This window comes from Caldanaerobacter subterraneus, assembly GCF_004345675.1.
In the GTDB taxonomy this organism is placed as follows: domain Bacteria; phylum Bacillota; class Thermoanaerobacteria; order Thermoanaerobacterales; family Thermoanaerobacteraceae; genus Thermoanaerobacter; species Thermoanaerobacter subterraneus.
This window is the reverse complement of sequence record NZ_SLWU01000038.1, coordinates 1-14,632: the sequence shown is the minus strand read 5'-3', so window position 1 is coordinate 14,632 and position 14,632 is coordinate 1. Positions and strand designations below refer to the sequence as shown.

Annotated in this window: 15 protein-coding genes and 1 other annotated feature; all 15 genes read left to right on the top strand. The window is 41.9% G+C overall.

The genetic code is table 11. The annotated features are described in order from the left end of the window. The coding region (locus EV203_RS12165; protein WP_481752974.1) for an EF-Tu C-terminal domain-related protein at positions 1-126 on the top strand (126 nt) is incomplete at its 5' end. Positions 127-248: 122 nt separating this feature from the next. Beyond that, positions 249-398: a 50S ribosomal protein L33 gene (gene rpmG / locus EV203_RS12160; RefSeq protein WP_132040794.1), complete on the top strand. Its 150-nt coding sequence runs from the start codon at positions 249-251 to the stop codon at positions 396-398. A 27-nt stretch (positions 399-425) separates the two neighbouring features. After that, positions 426-626, top strand: coding sequence for a preprotein translocase subunit SecE (gene secE / locus EV203_RS12155; protein ID WP_022588780.1), 201 nt, complete (start codon positions 426-428; stop codon positions 624-626). A 31-nt stretch (positions 627-657) separates the two neighbouring features. Beyond that, positions 658-1,182, top strand: a complete 525-nt coding sequence (nusG, locus tag EV203_RS12150) for a transcription termination/antitermination protein NusG (RefSeq protein ID WP_011026351.1) — start codon at positions 658-660, stop codon at positions 1,180-1,182. A gap of 19 nt (positions 1,183-1,201) precedes the next feature. Beyond that, a complete protein-coding gene (rplK, locus tag EV203_RS12145) occupies positions 1,202-1,624 on the top strand; it encodes a 50S ribosomal protein L11 (protein WP_132040793.1) in 423 nt (140 codons plus the stop codon). A gap of 49 nt (positions 1,625-1,673) precedes the next feature. Beyond that, positions 1,674-2,369, top strand: coding sequence for a 50S ribosomal protein L1 (gene rplA, locus EV203_RS12140; RefSeq protein ID WP_011026349.1), 696 nt, complete (start codon positions 1,674-1,676; stop codon positions 2,367-2,369). Between the two features lie 47 nt (positions 2,370-2,416). Beyond that, positions 2,417-2,541 (top strand) — a sequence feature (ribosomal protein L10 leader region). Between the two features lie 12 nt (positions 2,542-2,553). Continuing rightward, on the top strand, positions 2,554-3,087 hold the full coding sequence (gene rplJ / locus EV203_RS12135) for a 50S ribosomal protein L10 (RefSeq protein WP_132040792.1): 534 nt from the start codon (positions 2,554-2,556) through the stop codon (positions 3,085-3,087). A gap of 25 nt (positions 3,088-3,112) precedes the next feature. After that, a complete protein-coding gene (rplL, locus tag EV203_RS12130) occupies positions 3,113-3,490 on the top strand; it encodes a 50S ribosomal protein L7/L12 (protein WP_011026347.1) in 378 nt (125 codons plus the stop codon). A gap of 215 nt (positions 3,491-3,705) precedes the next feature. Then, positions 3,706-7,410, top strand: a complete 3,705-nt coding sequence (rpoB, locus tag EV203_RS12125; RefSeq protein WP_132040791.1) for a DNA-directed RNA polymerase subunit beta — start codon at positions 3,706-3,708, stop codon at positions 7,408-7,410. A 34-nt stretch (positions 7,411-7,444) separates the two neighbouring features. Then, on the top strand, positions 7,445-10,996 hold the full coding sequence (rpoC, locus tag EV203_RS12120) for a DNA-directed RNA polymerase subunit beta' (protein ID WP_132040790.1): 3,552 nt from the start codon (positions 7,445-7,447) through the stop codon (positions 10,994-10,996). 134 nt (positions 10,997-11,130) lie between these two features. Then, complete coding sequence (locus tag EV203_RS12115; protein ID WP_011026344.1) at positions 11,131-11,379, top strand: ribosomal L7Ae/L30e/S12e/Gadd45 family protein; 249 nt, start codon at positions 11,131-11,133, stop codon at positions 11,377-11,379. Positions 11,380-11,393: 14 nt separating this feature from the next. Further along, positions 11,394-11,768 carry a 30S ribosomal protein S12 gene (gene rpsL, locus EV203_RS12110; RefSeq protein ID WP_011026343.1) on the top strand — a complete coding sequence of 125 codons (375 nt, stop codon included), beginning with the start codon at positions 11,394-11,396 and terminating at the stop codon, positions 11,766-11,768. A gap of 15 nt (positions 11,769-11,783) precedes the next feature. Further along, on the top strand, positions 11,784-12,254 hold the full coding sequence (gene rpsG / locus EV203_RS12105) for a 30S ribosomal protein S7 (RefSeq protein ID WP_011026342.1): 471 nt from the start codon (positions 11,784-11,786) through the stop codon (positions 12,252-12,254). A gap of 50 nt (positions 12,255-12,304) precedes the next feature. Beyond that, the gene (gene fusA / locus EV203_RS12100; protein WP_011026341.1) at positions 12,305-14,377 is read left to right on the top strand and encodes an elongation factor G; all 2,073 of its coding nucleotides are present in this window, start codon (positions 12,305-12,307) and stop codon (positions 14,375-14,377) included. Between the two features lie 23 nt (positions 14,378-14,400). Beyond that, the coding region (locus tag EV203_RS12095; RefSeq protein ID WP_243700697.1) for a GTP-binding protein at positions 14,401-14,632 on the top strand (232 nt) is incomplete at its 3' end.

Below are 14,632 nucleotides of genomic sequence, written 5' to 3'. Positions count from 1 at the left end.
GGAGACCACGTGACATTGAGAGTAGAGCTTATAACGCCGATAGCGATGGAAGAAGGGCTTAAGTTTGCTATAAGAGAAGGCGGAAGGACAGTTGGTGCTGGTGTCGTGTCTGCTATAATTGAGTAAAACAGGAAGCCGGGTGCAAACCTGGCTTCTTTTGGGTTAATTTATTTTTGTTTAAGGATTGACAACAAGTTTTATTTATGATAAATTTGTCTAAGTAGTCGCATCACCGGGAGGTGTAACAATTGAGAGTAAAAATTGCACTGGCTTGTACTGAATGCAAGAATAGAAATTACCATACGACAAAAAATAAGAAAAATGACCCGGATAGGTTAGAGCTCAAGAAGTATTGCAAACACTGCAAAAAGCATACCCTCCACAGAGAGACTAAATAAAGCAAAACATAAAGAGGATGTGAGGAAATGGCCGGTGAAGGAAGGAAGATTGTAAAGTTTTTTAGAGAAGTAAAGGCAGAAATGAAAAAAGTGACATGGCCCGGAAGGGATACGATGATAACTTATACGGAAATTGTGCTCGTTGTAATGGTCCTCTTTACGATATTTATTTTTTTGGTAGATTCTGTTTTTAGCTATATATTGAAACTCATCCTCAAATCATTTTAAAGGAGGTTGGGGATTTTCCCCGGAGCTCACTATGTCTGAAAAGGAAACTGCGAAATGGTATGTTGTCCACACATATTCAGGGTATGAGAACAAAGTAAAAGCTAATCTGGAAAAGATTATAGAAAACAGAAATTTACAGGATAAAATTCTTCAAATTGTAGTTCCGACTGAAAAAGTTACAGAGATAAAAGATGGAAAGAAAAAAGTGGTTGAGAGAAAGATTTTTCCTGGGTATGTACTGGTGAAGATGATAATGACAGATGAGACCTGGTATGTAGTTAGAAACACAAGGGGAGTAACTGGTTTTGTAGGGCCTGGCTCAAAGCCTGTGCCTTTGACGGATGCTGAAGTAAGGGCTTTGGGTATAAAAGATGTTTCTACGGCTGTTGACCTCAATGTGAAGGACACAGTAAGGGTTGTTTCTGGGCCATTTGAGAATTTCATAGGAGTTGTACAGGAAGTTTATCCTGAAAGACAGAAGGCAAAAGTTTTAATTTCAATGTTTGGGAGAGAGACACCGGTTGAATTTGACCTTGTGCAACTTCAGAAAATATAGCATATAAGGAGGTGTAGTCATGGCAAAGAAGGTTGCAGCTGTTGTGAAGATTCAACTGCCAGCGGGCAAAGCCACTCCTGCGCCACCAGTGGGTACTGCGTTAGGACCCCATGGTGTTAATATAATGGCTTTTTGTAAAGAATTTAACGAAAGAACAGCAAAAGACGCAGGGCTTATCATCCCTGTTGTGATAACAATATACTCAGATAGGTCCTTTAGTTTCATAACAAAGACTCCTCCAGCGTCTGTTTTGCTCAAAAAAGCTGCTGGAATTGAGTCTGGTTCTCCTCAGCCAAATAAGCAGAAAGTTGGTAAAATTACGAAACAGCAATTAAGAGAGATTGCTGAGATAAAGATGAGAGATTTAAACACCACAGATATAGAGGCTGCTATGAGGATGATTGCTGGAACTGCTAGAAGCATGGGAATAGAAATTGTGTAAAGTGAAGTGGGAGGCAGATGCCCGATAATACCACGAAGGAGGCTTTAAGATGAAGAGAGGGAAAAGATATTTGGAAAATCTTAAACTTTACGACAAAACCCAGCAGTACTCAAGTGATGAAGCAATGGATATAGTTCTTAAAACGGCCAATGCCAAATTTGATGAGACAATTGACTTAGCAGTAAGACTTGGCGTTGATCCAAGGCATGCAGATCAGCAGGTGAGAGGTACAGTGATACTTCCTCACGGTACAGGAAAAACCGTAAAAGTGTTGGTCTTTGCCAAAGGTGAAAAGGCTAAAGAGGCAGAAGCAGCTGGCGCAGACTATGTTGGAGCAGAAGAGCTCGTGGAGAAAATTCAGAAGGAGAACTGGTTTGACTACGACGTTGTTATTGCAACCCCTGATATGATGGGCGTTGTAGGAAGATTGGGTAAACTTTTAGGACCAAAAGGGTTAATGCCAAACCCCAAATCTGGTACAGTTACTTTTGAAGTTGAAAAAGCCGTTAAGGAAGCTAAAGCGGGGAAAATAGAGTACCGCATTGATAAGGCAGGTATAATTCACGTTCCAATCGGGAAAAAGTCCTTTGGCAAAGAGAAGCTTTTAGAGAATTTCAGAACTGTCATGGATGCGATTATAAAATCTAAGCCTGCTGCTGCAAAGGGTCAGTATATAAAGAGTGTAGTGCTTTCTTCTACTATGGGACCAGGCGTTAAAGTAAATCCTGCAAGAATATTTGAATAAGCGTATTGACATCCTGTAAAGACTAATGCTATAATAGACACCGTTGAAATTGAATATGAGAAAGACCGTAGACAGTGGGTTGTGCGTACTGCACGTAAATCCCACCGAGGTTTTTTAAGATAAATTCCCTCTGGGGATCCTCGTGTCTACGGGATCCTTTTTAAATTTTTAAGGAGGTGGGAAGGTGGGCGCCAGCCGAGAGAAAAAGCAGCAGATCGTCGCAGAATTCAAAGATAAGCTGTCAAAAGCTCAGACAGTGATTTTCACCAGCTTCAGCGGTCTGGCTGTTGAAGATGAAACAGTTTTAAGGCGCAAATTTAAGGAAGCGAACTCCGAGTACAAAGTCTACAAAAACACTCTAATGACAATTGCAGCAAGAGAGCTAGGTTATGGAGATGACCTCATAAAATACTTTGAAGGGCCTACCTCTGTAGCTTTTGGGTATGAAGATCCTGTTGCGCCTGCAAAAATTTTAACTGAATTCATGAAAGACCACAAAGGTCTTGAGCTAAAAGTAGGTATAGTGAACGGCAAGATAGTATCTCCCCAGGAGATAGAAGCCTTGGCCAAGCTTCCTTCCAGGGAAGAACTTCTGGCAAAGGCTTTGGGCAGCATGAAAGCTCCTATCACAAATCTCGTTTTTGTGCTCTCTGGCACATTGAGAAGCTTGGTCTACGCGCTAAATGCTATAAAAGAGAAAAAGCAAGCTGAAGCGTAAAAAAATTTGAATGGAGGTAGAGAAGATGAGCAAAGAGGAAATTTTGCAAGCCATAAAAAACATGACAGTTTTAGAGCTAGCTGAATTAGTAAAAGCTTTGGAGGAGGAATTTGGAGTTTCTGCAGCAGCTCCTGTAGCAGTTGCAGCAGCACCAGCAGCTGGTGCACCAGCAGCAGCACCTGCTGAAGAGAAGACAGAATTCGATGTAATCTTGCAAGAAGTAGGAAGCGACAAGATAAAAGTAATCAAAGTAGTAAGAGAGATAACAGGATTGGGACTTAAAGAGGCAAAGGACTTAGTAGACAGCGTGCCAAAGCCAATAAAGGAAGGCGTAAGCAAGGAAGAGGCAAATCAGATCAAAGCAAAATTCGAAGAAGTTGGTGCAAAAGTAGAGATAAAATAAGGGCAAGCAATTTGCCCTTATTTTTTATGGGGGAGTTGTTGACATAAAAGATTTGTTGTGTTATTATATAAAATTGCATTAATAGTGGCCTTTTTTATTTGTCAAGGTATAATTTTTGGATAGTTGGTGCATAATACCAAATATAATAGGGTCTTTGTGCGCGAATCCAAAAGTGTTGAACTTTTGGTAATTTACATTTTTAAGGGGTGAAATGGATGGTACGGCCTGTACAAGCGGGCAGTAGGACGAGGATGAGCTTTGCCAAGATAGATGAGGTCTTGGAGATTCCAGATCTTATTGAGGTTCAGAAGAAGTCCTATCAGTGGTTCTTGGAGGAGGGTCTTAAAGAAGTCTTTCAGGAAATTTCCCCTATAGAAAGTTTCACTGGCAATTTAGCATTGGAGTTTGTAGATTATAGACTGGAAAATAATCCCAAATACTCTGTAGAGGAATGCAAGGACAGAGATACAACTTATGCGGCTCCTCTTAAAGTAAAGGTAAGGCTTACAAACAGGGAAACGGGTGAGATAAAGGAATCTGAAGTTTTCATGGGAGACCTTCCTTTAATGACAGACAAAGGTACGTTTATCATAAACGGTGCAGAACGCGTAATTGTAAGCCAGCTGGTCAGGTCACCAGGTGTATATTATGACCAGCAATTTGATAAATTTGGTAAAAAGCTCATTTTTGCGACTGTCATTCCCAATAGAGGTGCATGGCTTGAATATGAAGAGGATTCAAACGATGTTATATATGTTAGAATAGACAGGACTAGAAAAGTTCCGATTACCGTATTGCTAAGGGCTATAGGGTACAACACTGACATACAGATATTGGACCTTTTAGGAGAGGAAGAAAAGTTAAAGGCTACATTGGACAAGGATACCACAAAATCTGAAGAGGAAGCTTTGATAGAAATTTACAAGAGGTTAAGACCTGGTGAACCACCTACTGTGGAGAGCGCAAGAAGCCTTTTCAATGCCCTTTTCTTTGACCCAAAAAGATACGATCTGGCAAAAGTGGGGCGTTATAAGTTTAATAAAAAACTAGCGCTTAAGGCAAGGATTGCCAACCACAAAAGCGCTAAAAGGATTGTCAACCCGATTACAGGAGAGGTATTAGTAGAAGAAGGAGAAAAAATTACAAGGGAGAAAGCTGAAGAGATTCAAAACTGTGGAATAAATGAAGTTGAGATTTTAGTTGATGGGAAAGTAGTAAAGGTAGTTGGGAATAACACAGTTGACATAAACAAATATCCTATGCCTTACGACGTTTCAAGTCTTAACATAAAAGAGCTGGTAAATGTTAGGGTTTTGAGAGAGATACTGGATAATTTTAGCGATGAAGAAGCTGTTTTGAATGAAATAAAAAATAGGATGGATGAACTTGTTCCTAAGCATATAACTAAAGACGATATAGTAGCTACTATAAGCTACCAGCTGAATTTGACTCATGGCGTTGGTTTTGTGGATGACATTGACCACCTTGGCAACAGAAGAGTGAGATCTGTTGGCGAGCTTTTGCAGAACCAGTTCAGAATTGGCCTTGCCCGCTTGGAAAGAGTTGTGAAAGAGAGGATGACAATTCAGGATGTTAATGAGGTTACTCCTCAAAACCTCATAAACATCCGCCCTGTAGTTGCAGCTATTAGGGAATTTTTTGGAAGTTCCCAGCTTTCACAGTTCATGGATCAGACAAACCCTCTTTCTGAGCTTACACATAAAAGGAGAGTTAGCGCTTTAGGTCCTGGAGGGCTTAGCAGAGAAAGAGCTGGCTTTGAGGTAAGAGACGTGCACTATTCCCATTACGGAAGGATATGTCCTATAGAAACGCCTGAAGGTCCTAACATCGGTTTGATAACCTCCCTTACTACTTATGCCCGTGTGAACGAGTACGGATTTATAGAAACGCCTTACAGGAAAGTCGATAAGGCAACAGGCACGGTAACAGATGAGATTGTGTACATGACCGCCGACGAAGAAGATGAGTACATCATAGCTCAGGCGAACGAGCCTTTGGACGAAAACAACAGGTTTATAAATGATAGAGTCGTATGTAGGTTAAGAGAAGAGATAATAAGTGTTCCGCCTACAGAGGTCGACTTCATGGACGTATCTCCTAAGCAGATAGTATCTGTTTCTGCATCCCTTATACCTTTCTTAGAAAATGACGACGCAAATAGAGCTTTGATGGGTTCTAACATGCAGAGGCAGGCAGTGCCTTTGTTAAAACCAGAAGCTCCAATAGTTGGCACAGGCATGGAGTATAAGGCTGCTGTTGACTCTGGGGCAGTGATTTTGGCAAAGAATGATGGAATAGTCGAAAAGGTGACAGCTGACAAAGTGGTAATAAGAACTAAGGACGGAAAGAGAGACGAATACCATTTATTGAAGTTTAAGAGGTCAAACCAGGGCACCTGCATCAATCAACGGCCTATTGTCAATGAAGGAGACGAGGTCAAGAAAGGGCAGGTAATATGTGATGGTCCTTCTACAGACCATGGAGAGCTTGCTCTTGGTAAAAACGTCCTGGTCGGATTTATGCCCTGGGAAGGTTACAACTACGAGGACGCTATTTTGATAAGCGAAGAGCTGGTAATGGATGATTCTCTCACTTCTATTCACATAGAGGAATACGATGCAGAAGCTAGAGACACAAAATTAGGTCCTGAAGAGATAACAAGAGAGATTCCAAATGTCGGAGAAGATGCACTGAAAGATTTGGATGAAAGAGGAATAATAAGGATTGGTGCAGAAGTCAGAGCCGGAGATATACTTGTAGGAAAGGTTACCCCTAAAGGAGAGACAGAGCTTACTGCAGAAGAAAGACTTTTAAGAGCAATATTTGGTGAAAAGGCAAGGGAAGTGAGGGATACATCCTTAAGAGTTCCTCACGGTGAATCAGGTATTGTGGTAGATGTTAAAGTGTACTCACGCGAGAATGGAGATGAACTGCCTCCGGGCGTCAACCAAATGGTAAGAGTTTTTGTCGCTCAGAAGAGAAAGATTTCTGTTGGAGACAAGATGGCAGGTCGCCATGGTAACAAGGGTGTAATTTCCAGAATACTGCCTGTTGAAGATATGCCCTTCCTGCCAGATGGCACGCCTTTGCAGATATGCTTGAATCCGCTGGGAGTTCCTTCTCGTATGAACATAGGTCAGGTGTTGGAGACTCACCTGGGGCTGGTGGCAAAAGCTTTGGGCTGGTATATAGCTTCACCTGTATTTGATGGAGCTACAGAGAAGGATATAGAAGAACTACTTGCAAAGTCCGGATTTTCTCCAGACGGCAAGGTACAGCTTTACGATGGAAGAACGGGAGAGCCTTTTGACAATAAAGTCACTGTTGGATACATGTATATGCTAAAGCTTCATCACCTGGTAGATGACAAGATGCACGCAAGGTCTACAGGACCTTATTCACTTGTCACTCAGCAGCCTCTGGGCGGAAAGGCTCAGTTTGGCGGGCAGAGATTTGGAGAGATGGAAGTTTGGGCGCTGGAAGCTTACGGTGCTGCTCATAGCCTGCAGGAAATGCTTACAGTAAAATCTGACGATGTAACCGGACGTGTGAAAGCTTATGAAGCGATAGTGAAAGGAGAAAATATACCAGAGCCTGGAATACCTGAATCCTTCAAAGTGCTTGTAAAAGAGCTTCAGAGCCTCGCATTAGACGTAAAAGTCATCACAGAAGATGGACAGGAAATTCCAATTAAGGAATTTGAAGATGATGACGATGATGTTCCAGATGCTACGCTTAATATAAACATTGAAGGAAGAGAAGATGCGCCTCCAGAGGAAGTGTACGAAGAAGAATATGAAGAAGAGCCAGAAGAACTGCCAGAGGATATTGATTTTGAGCCTGATAATTTTGACATTGACAGCGAGGATTTGTTCATGGATGACGACTATGATGTGTGAAGTCAAAATTTATTGAGGAAAGGAGCGACACTCCTTGTTTAAGCTTAAGAATTTTGAAGCCATAAAAATTGGCCTAGCTTCTCCTGAAAAAATAAGGGAATGGTCTCGGGGTGAAGTGAAAAAGCCCGAGACCATCAACTACAGGACTTTAAAGCCGGAAAGAGATGGGCTTTTCTGCGAGAGGATTTTTGGACCTACTAAGGACTGGGAATGCCATTGTGGAAAGTATAAAAGAGTGAAGTACAAAGGAGTTGTGTGCGACAGGTGCGGTGTTGAAGTGACCAGGTCCAAGGTCAGAAGAGAGAGAATGGGGCACATTGAGCTTGCTGCCCCTGTTGCTCACATATGGTATGTGAAAGGCATTCCCAGCCGCATGGGGCTTTTGCTTGATATGTCTCCAAGGGCGCTGGAGAAAGTTTTGTACTTTGTATCTTACGTAGTCATTGACCCAGGGGATACTCCTCTTACTAAAAAACAACTCCTTTCTGAAAAAGAGTACAGGGAATATTTGGAGAAATATGGAAATAGATTTAGAGCTGGAATGGGAGCTGAGGCAATAAAGGAACTCCTCCAGGAAATAGATCTGGAAAAACTTAGCAAAGAATTAAGGGCAGAGATAAAGGAGTCTACAGGGCAGAAAAGGGTAAGGGCTATAAGAAGGTTGGAAGTAGTTCAGGCTTTCATAGACTCTGGCAATCGCCCAGAATGGATGATTTTGGAGGTTCTTCCTGTTATTCCGCCAGACTTAAGGCCTATGGTACAGCTGGACGGTGGCCGGTTTGCTACCTCTGATTTAAATGACCTTTACAGAAGAGTAATCAACAGAAACAATAGGCTTAAAAAGCTTTTGGATTTAGGGGCTCCAGATATAATAGTGAGAAATGAAAAGAGGATGTTGCAAGAAGCAGTAGACGCTCTTATAGACAATGGCAGAAGAGGAAGACCGGTTACAGGTCCTGGAAATAGACCTTTGAAGTCTCTCTCTGATATGCTCAAAGGAAAACAGGGAAGATTTAGACAAAATCTCTTGGGTAAAAGGGTTGACTATTCTGGCCGTTCAGTTATCGTAGTAGGACCTGAACTTAAAGTTTATCAGTGCGGTCTTCCAAAGGAAATGGCCTTAGAGCTCTTTAAACCATTTGTGATGAAGAGGTTAGTAGACAAAGGGCTTGCACAGCATATTAAAAGTGCAAAAAGGATGGTAGAAAGAGTAAGGCCTGAAGTATGGGATGTCTTAGAAGAAGTCATAAAGGAACATCCAGTGCTTTTAAACAGAGCGCCTACACTTCACAGGCTGGGGATTCAGGCTTTTGAGCCAGTTCTTGTAGAGGGAAGAGCCATAAAGCTTCATCCGCTGGTATGTCCTGCTTACAATGCTGACTTTGACGGAGACCAGATGGCTGTTCACATACCTCTTTCAATGGAAGCTCAGGCAGAAGCTAGGTTTTTGATGCTGGCAGCCAACAACATTTTAAAGCCGCAGGACGGAAAACCTGTTATGACGCCTACACAGGACATGGTGCTCGGTTGCTATTACCTCACTGCAGATGAAGACGGTGTGCCGGGTGAAGGAAAGTATTTCTCAAGCCCTGAAGAAGCTCTTATGGCTTATCAGTTGGGATATATTCACATCCACGCGAAAATAAAAGTTAAAATGACAAGAGAAATAAATGGAGAGAAAAAGTCCAAAGTTATTGAAACTACAGTAGGGAAAATCATATTTAACGAAGCGATACCTCAGGATTTGGGGTTTGTCGACAGAAACAATCCTGAGACAGCCTTTAATCTTGAAATAAATGACCTTGTGGACAAATCCAAACTAGGCAAGATTTTAGATAGGGTGTATAGAATACACGGGCCTACAAAGACAGCAGAGACTTTAGATAAGATAAAAGAGCTAGGCTTCAAGTACTCAACTAAGGCAGCAATTACAATAAGCGTTTCTGACATGGTAATACCGAAAGAAAAAGAGAAGCTTCTAAAAGAAGCAGATGAAATGGTAGCTAAAATTGAAGCTCAGTTCAGGCGCGGTTTAATATCCGAGGAGGAAAGGTATGAAAAAGTCATTGAAACATGGAATATGACTACTGAAAAGGTCACAGAAGCCTTAATGGCAACTTTAGATAAATTCAACCCTATATTCATGATGGCTCACTCAGGAGCTAGAGGTAGTAAAAACCAGATAAGGCAGTTAGCAGGTATGAGAGGCTTGATGGCAGACCCATCTGGACGAATCATTGAACTTCCTATAAGGTCTAACTTCAGAGAAGGTCTTAACGTTCTGGAATTCTTCATATCCACTCACGGTGCTAGAAAAGGTCTTGCTGATACGGCATTGAGGACAGCAGACTCCGGTTATTTGACAAGAAGGCTTGTAGATGTCAGTCAGGATGTGATAGTGAGAGAAGAAGACTGCGGAACTGATGAGGGCATTTACGTCGAAGAGATAAGAGAAGGAAATGAAATAATTGAAAAGCTCTCAGATAGAATAATAGGAAGAATTGCCGCTGAAGATATCGTAGATAGTGAAGGAAATGTGATTGTAAGAAGAAATGAGATGATAAATGAAGAAGAGGCGGAAAAGATAGAAAAAGCTGGAATTACAAGAGTTAAGATAAGGTCTCCTCTGACCTGCAGATCCAGACACGGCGTATGCAGAATGTGCTATGGAAGAGACCTTGCTACGGGAGAGCTAGTAAATATTGGAGAAGCTGTCGGCATAATCGCTGCTCAGGCCATAGGTGAACCGGGTACGCAGCTTACAATGAGGACTTTCCACACAGGTGGAGTTGCAGGAGTTGATATTACACAAGGTCTTCCAAGGGTTGAAGAGCTGTTTGAGGCCAGAAAGCCCAAAGGGCTTGCGGTAATCACTGAAATATCTGGTGTTGTGAGAATTAATGAATCTAAGAAAAGAAGAGAAATTACGGTGGTAGATGAAGAAAACAACATTTCTAAGACGTATCTAATACCTTACGGGTCAAGGCTTAAAGTGAAAGAAGGGCAGTGGGTACAGGCAGGAGATGAACTCACAGAGGGTTCAGTGAATCCGCATGACCTTCTCAAGATAAAGGGAATATATGCAGTGCAGAGCTATTTGCTGCAGGAAGTCCAGAAAGTTTACAGACTCCAGGGTGTTGAGATAAATGATAAACACATCGAGATAATAATAAGGCAGATGATGAAGAAGGTTAAAGTAGAAGACCCAGGAGACACCTCAATGCTTCCTGGAGAATTAATAGATATGTTCAAGTTTGAAGAAGAGAACAAGAAGGCTATAGAAAAGGGATTGAGGCCTGCTACAGGAAGAAGAGCATTGCTTGGTATCACAAAAGCAGCTTTAGCGACAGACTCCTTCCTGTCAGCTGCTTCCTTCCAGGAGACGACGAGAGTTCTCACAGATGCGGCAATAAAAGGAAAAGTAGATCCTTTGATAGGACTTAAAGAGAACGTGATAATAGGAAAACTCATACCTGCGGGCACAGGACTTTCCAGATACAGGAATATAACTGTGGTGAAGAAAGAGGATCAGGAAAAGAAAGAAGAAGTTAAAAAAGAGGCTGTTGATGCAAAAGCGAGTAGTTAAGTAAAATAATTTTCTCTGACAGGGGAGGCTCAAAAAGCTTTCCCTGTCAGAATAATTCATTGTTGACAGGGAAAATCTTTAATGATAAAATTACTAAGTGTGTCAAAACCCCTGTCCTGATAGGAGGAAGGCAAATGGCGGAACAATGCCCTCCCAAAAGGGTGGTTGGGGCTAAACAGACTTTAAAAGCAGTGTTAAACTGCAAAGTAGCTCAGGTGTACATTGCAAAGGATGCAGAAGAGCATGTGGTCAAAAAGATAAAAGAAGCGTGCGAAGAAAAGGGTATAAAAATAGTTTACATTGATACTATGAAAGAGCTTGGCAGGATGTGCGGTATTGATGTAGGTGCTGCCACTGCGGCAGATGTAATAGGGGAAAGATAAAAGGAGGTGCAATAATGCCAACAGTAAACCAGCTTGTGAGATTTGGAAGGCAAAGTGTTAAAAAGAAATCTGCTGCTCCAGCTTTGCAGGGCAATCCTCAAAAGAGAGGAGTTTGTGTGGTTGTAAGGACTACAACTCCTAAAAAGCCTAATTCCGCATTGAGAAAAATAGCGAGAGTAAGGCTTACAAATGGAATAGAGGTTACTGCATATATTCCAGGAATAGGTCATAACCTTCAGGAGCACTCTGTTGTTTTAGTGAGAGGTGGAAGAGTTAAGGACCTGCCTGGTGTTAGGTATAAGATTATAAGAGGAGCCCTTGATGCAGCAGGTGTTGCTAACAGGAAGCAAGCTCGTTCAAGATATGGTGCTAAGAAGCCAAAGAAGTAATAAGGAGGGATGAGAATGCCTAGAAAAGGTCCGGTGCCAAAGAGAGAAGTTCTACCAGACCCTGTATATAACAGTGTCAAGGTTGCCAAATTAATTAATAAAGTAATGTGGGATGGCAAAAAGAGCTTGGCTCAAAAAATTTGCTATGGAGCTTTTGATATAATAAGAGAAAAAACAGGAAGAGATCCTCTTGAAGTTTTTGAAGAGGCTTTAAACAATGTAATGCCTGTTTTGGAAGTAAGGCCAAGAAGAGTTGGTGGCGCAACATACCAAGTTCCTATGGAAGTGAGACCCGAAAGAAGATTGTCTCTTGGGATTAGATGGATTGTGGAGTACGCAAGGCAGAGAAGCGGAAAATCCATGATGGAAAAACTGGCTGCCGAAATAATAGACGCAGCTAATAACACTGGCGGCAGCGTGAAGAAGAAAGAAGACACCCACAGAATGGCAGAAGCAAACAAAGCCTTTGCTCATTACAGATGGTAAGAGAGAGGATAGGGGGTAGTGAAGGAAGCTACAAGAAAGGAGGATAGAAAATGCCAAGGGATTTCAGCTTAGATAAAGTTAGGAACATTGGTATAATGGCGCATATAGATGCAGGAAAAACCACTACTACCGAGAGAATCCTTTTTTATACTGGTAAAACCCATAAGTTAGGTGAAGTCCACGAAGGAACTGCTACGATGGACTGGATGGTACAGGAGCAGGAAAGGGGTATCACGATAACCTCTGCGGCGACCACTTGTTACTGGAAAGGTCATAAAATTAACATAATAGATACGCCGGGACACGTGGACTTTACTGTGGAAGTAGAGAGGTCCTTAAGGATATTAGATGGGGCAGTTGCGGTTTTTTCTGCAAAAGAGGGAGTAGAGCCTCAGTCTGAAACTGTGTGGAGACAGGCGGATAAATACCATGTGCCTAGGATTGCCTATGTAAACAAGATGGATGTTATAGGTGCTGACTTTTTTAACGTAATAGACATGATAAGAGAAAGGCTTGGTGCAAATCCTGTTGCTATTCAAATTCCTATAGGAAAAGAGGATACTTTCCGGGGAATCGTAGACCTCATAAAAATGGAAGCAATAATTTATAAAGATGACTTGGGGACTGTTATGGATGAGACAGAAATACCAGAAGATTTAAAACCTCTTGCAGAAGAGTATAGAGAAAAATTGCTGGAAGCAATTGCTGAAGTAGATGAGACTATCATGGAAAAGTATTTGGAAGGGGAAGAGATAACAGAAGAAGAAATTCACGCGGCTTTGAGGAAGGGGACAATAAATGGAGAACTTGTACCTGTAGTTTGTGGGTCTTCCTACAAGAACAAGGGAGTACAGCCTCTTTTGGATGCTATTGTGAATTATTTGCCGTCTCCTTTAGATTTGCCACCTGTTAAAGGTATGTCTATAGATGGTGGCGAGGAACTTGAGAGAAAGCCTGATGACAATGAGCCTTTCTCAGCTCTTGCCTTCAAAATCATGGCAGACCCTTATGTAGGTAAACTGGCTTTTTTTAGAGTATATTCAGGGACATTAAAGGCAGGCTCTTATGTTTTAAATTCTACAAAGGGAAAGAAAGAAAGAATAGGAAGAATCTTGAGAATGCACGCAAATCACAGAGAAGAGATTGATGCCGTATATACTGGAGACATTGCTGCAGCAGTTGGACTTAAAGATACGACTACAGGAGACACTCTTTGCGATGAAAATCATCCAATACTATTAGAGTCAATGGACTTTCCTGAGCCGGTTATTTCTGTAGCAATTGAGCCAAAGACAAAGGCAGCTCAGGAAAAGATGAGCATAGCTTTGTCAAAACTTGCTGAAGAGGACCCAACTTTCAAGACATACACTGACCAGGAGACAGGGCAGACTATAATAGCTGGAATGGGAGAATTGCACCTTGAGATAATCGTGGACAGGTTGAGAAGGGAATTTAACGTAGAGTGCAATGTGGGTAAGCCTCAGGTTGCTTACAAAGAAACTATAACAAAACCTGTAAGAGTAGAAGGAAAGTTCATAAGGCAGTCAGGCGGTCGCGGTCAGTATGGACATGTATGGCTTGAGATGGAACCTGCTCCAAGAGGAGAGGGCTATATATTTGAAAATAGAATTGTTGGAGGTGTCATTCCAAAAGAATTTATTCCAGCTGTAGATGCAGGTATACAGGAAGCTATGCAAAACGGCGTGCTAGGGGGCTACCCTGTGATTGACGTTAAAGTAGCATTAGTCGACGGTTCTTACCATGAGGTTGACTCTTCTGATATGGCTTTCAAAATTGCAGGTTCTATAGCCTTTAGAGAAGGTATGAAGAAGGCGGACCCTGTGCTCTTAGAGCCTATCATGAAAGTAGAAGTAGTAGTTCCAGAAGAATACATGGGAGATGTCATAGGAGATTTGAACGCAAGGCGTGGAAAAGTAGAAGGTATGGAGACAAGGTCTGGAGCTAGGGTCATAAGAGCTTTTGTGCCTTTGGCTGAAATGTTTGGATACGCTACTGATTTAAGGTCAAAGACACAGGGTAGAGGAACTTACACGATGCAGTTCCATCACTATGAAGAAGTGCCTAAAAATATTGCTGAGCAAATATTATCAGCAAAAAAATAAACTAAAAGGAGGAGGAAGAGAGGATGGCAAAGCAGAAATTTGAGAGGACGAAGCCGCACGTAAACGTAGGGACGATAGGGCACGTAGACCATGGTAAGACGACATTGACAGCAGCGATAACATTAATACTTTCGAAAGCGGGATTAGCACAGGCGAAGGGATATGACGAGATAGACAAGGCGCCAGAGGAGAAGGCAAGGGGTATAACAATAAACACGACGCACGTAGAGTATGAGACAGCGAAGAGGCACTATG

What these genes read in the sequence shown, in the direction of transcription:
- secE (WP_022588780.1), top strand. Translation starts at nt 426, where the DNA reads ATGGCCGGTGAAGGAAGGAAGATTGTAAAGTTTTTTAGAGAAGTAAAG.
- nusG (WP_011026351.1), top strand. Translation starts at nt 658, where the DNA reads ATGTCTGAAAAGGAAACTGCGAAATGGTATGTTGTCCACACATATTCA.
- rplK (WP_132040793.1), top strand. Translation starts at nt 1,202, where the DNA reads ATGGCAAAGAAGGTTGCAGCTGTTGTGAAGATTCAACTGCCAGCGGGC.
- rplA (WP_011026349.1), top strand. Translation starts at nt 1,674, where the DNA reads ATGAAGAGAGGGAAAAGATATTTGGAAAATCTTAAACTTTACGACAAA.
- rplL (WP_011026347.1), top strand. Translation starts at nt 3,113, where the DNA reads ATGAGCAAAGAGGAAATTTTGCAAGCCATAAAAAACATGACAGTTTTA.
- rpoB (WP_132040791.1), top strand. Translation starts at nt 3,706, where the DNA reads ATGGTACGGCCTGTACAAGCGGGCAGTAGGACGAGGATGAGCTTTGCC.
- EV203_RS12115 (WP_011026344.1), top strand. Translation starts at nt 11,131, where the DNA reads ATGGCGGAACAATGCCCTCCCAAAAGGGTGGTTGGGGCTAAACAGACT.
- rpsL (WP_011026343.1), top strand. Translation starts at nt 11,394, where the DNA reads ATGCCAACAGTAAACCAGCTTGTGAGATTTGGAAGGCAAAGTGTTAAA.
- rpsG (WP_011026342.1), top strand. Translation starts at nt 11,784, where the DNA reads ATGCCTAGAAAAGGTCCGGTGCCAAAGAGAGAAGTTCTACCAGACCCT.
- fusA (WP_011026341.1), top strand. Translation starts at nt 12,305, where the DNA reads ATGCCAAGGGATTTCAGCTTAGATAAAGTTAGGAACATTGGTATAATG.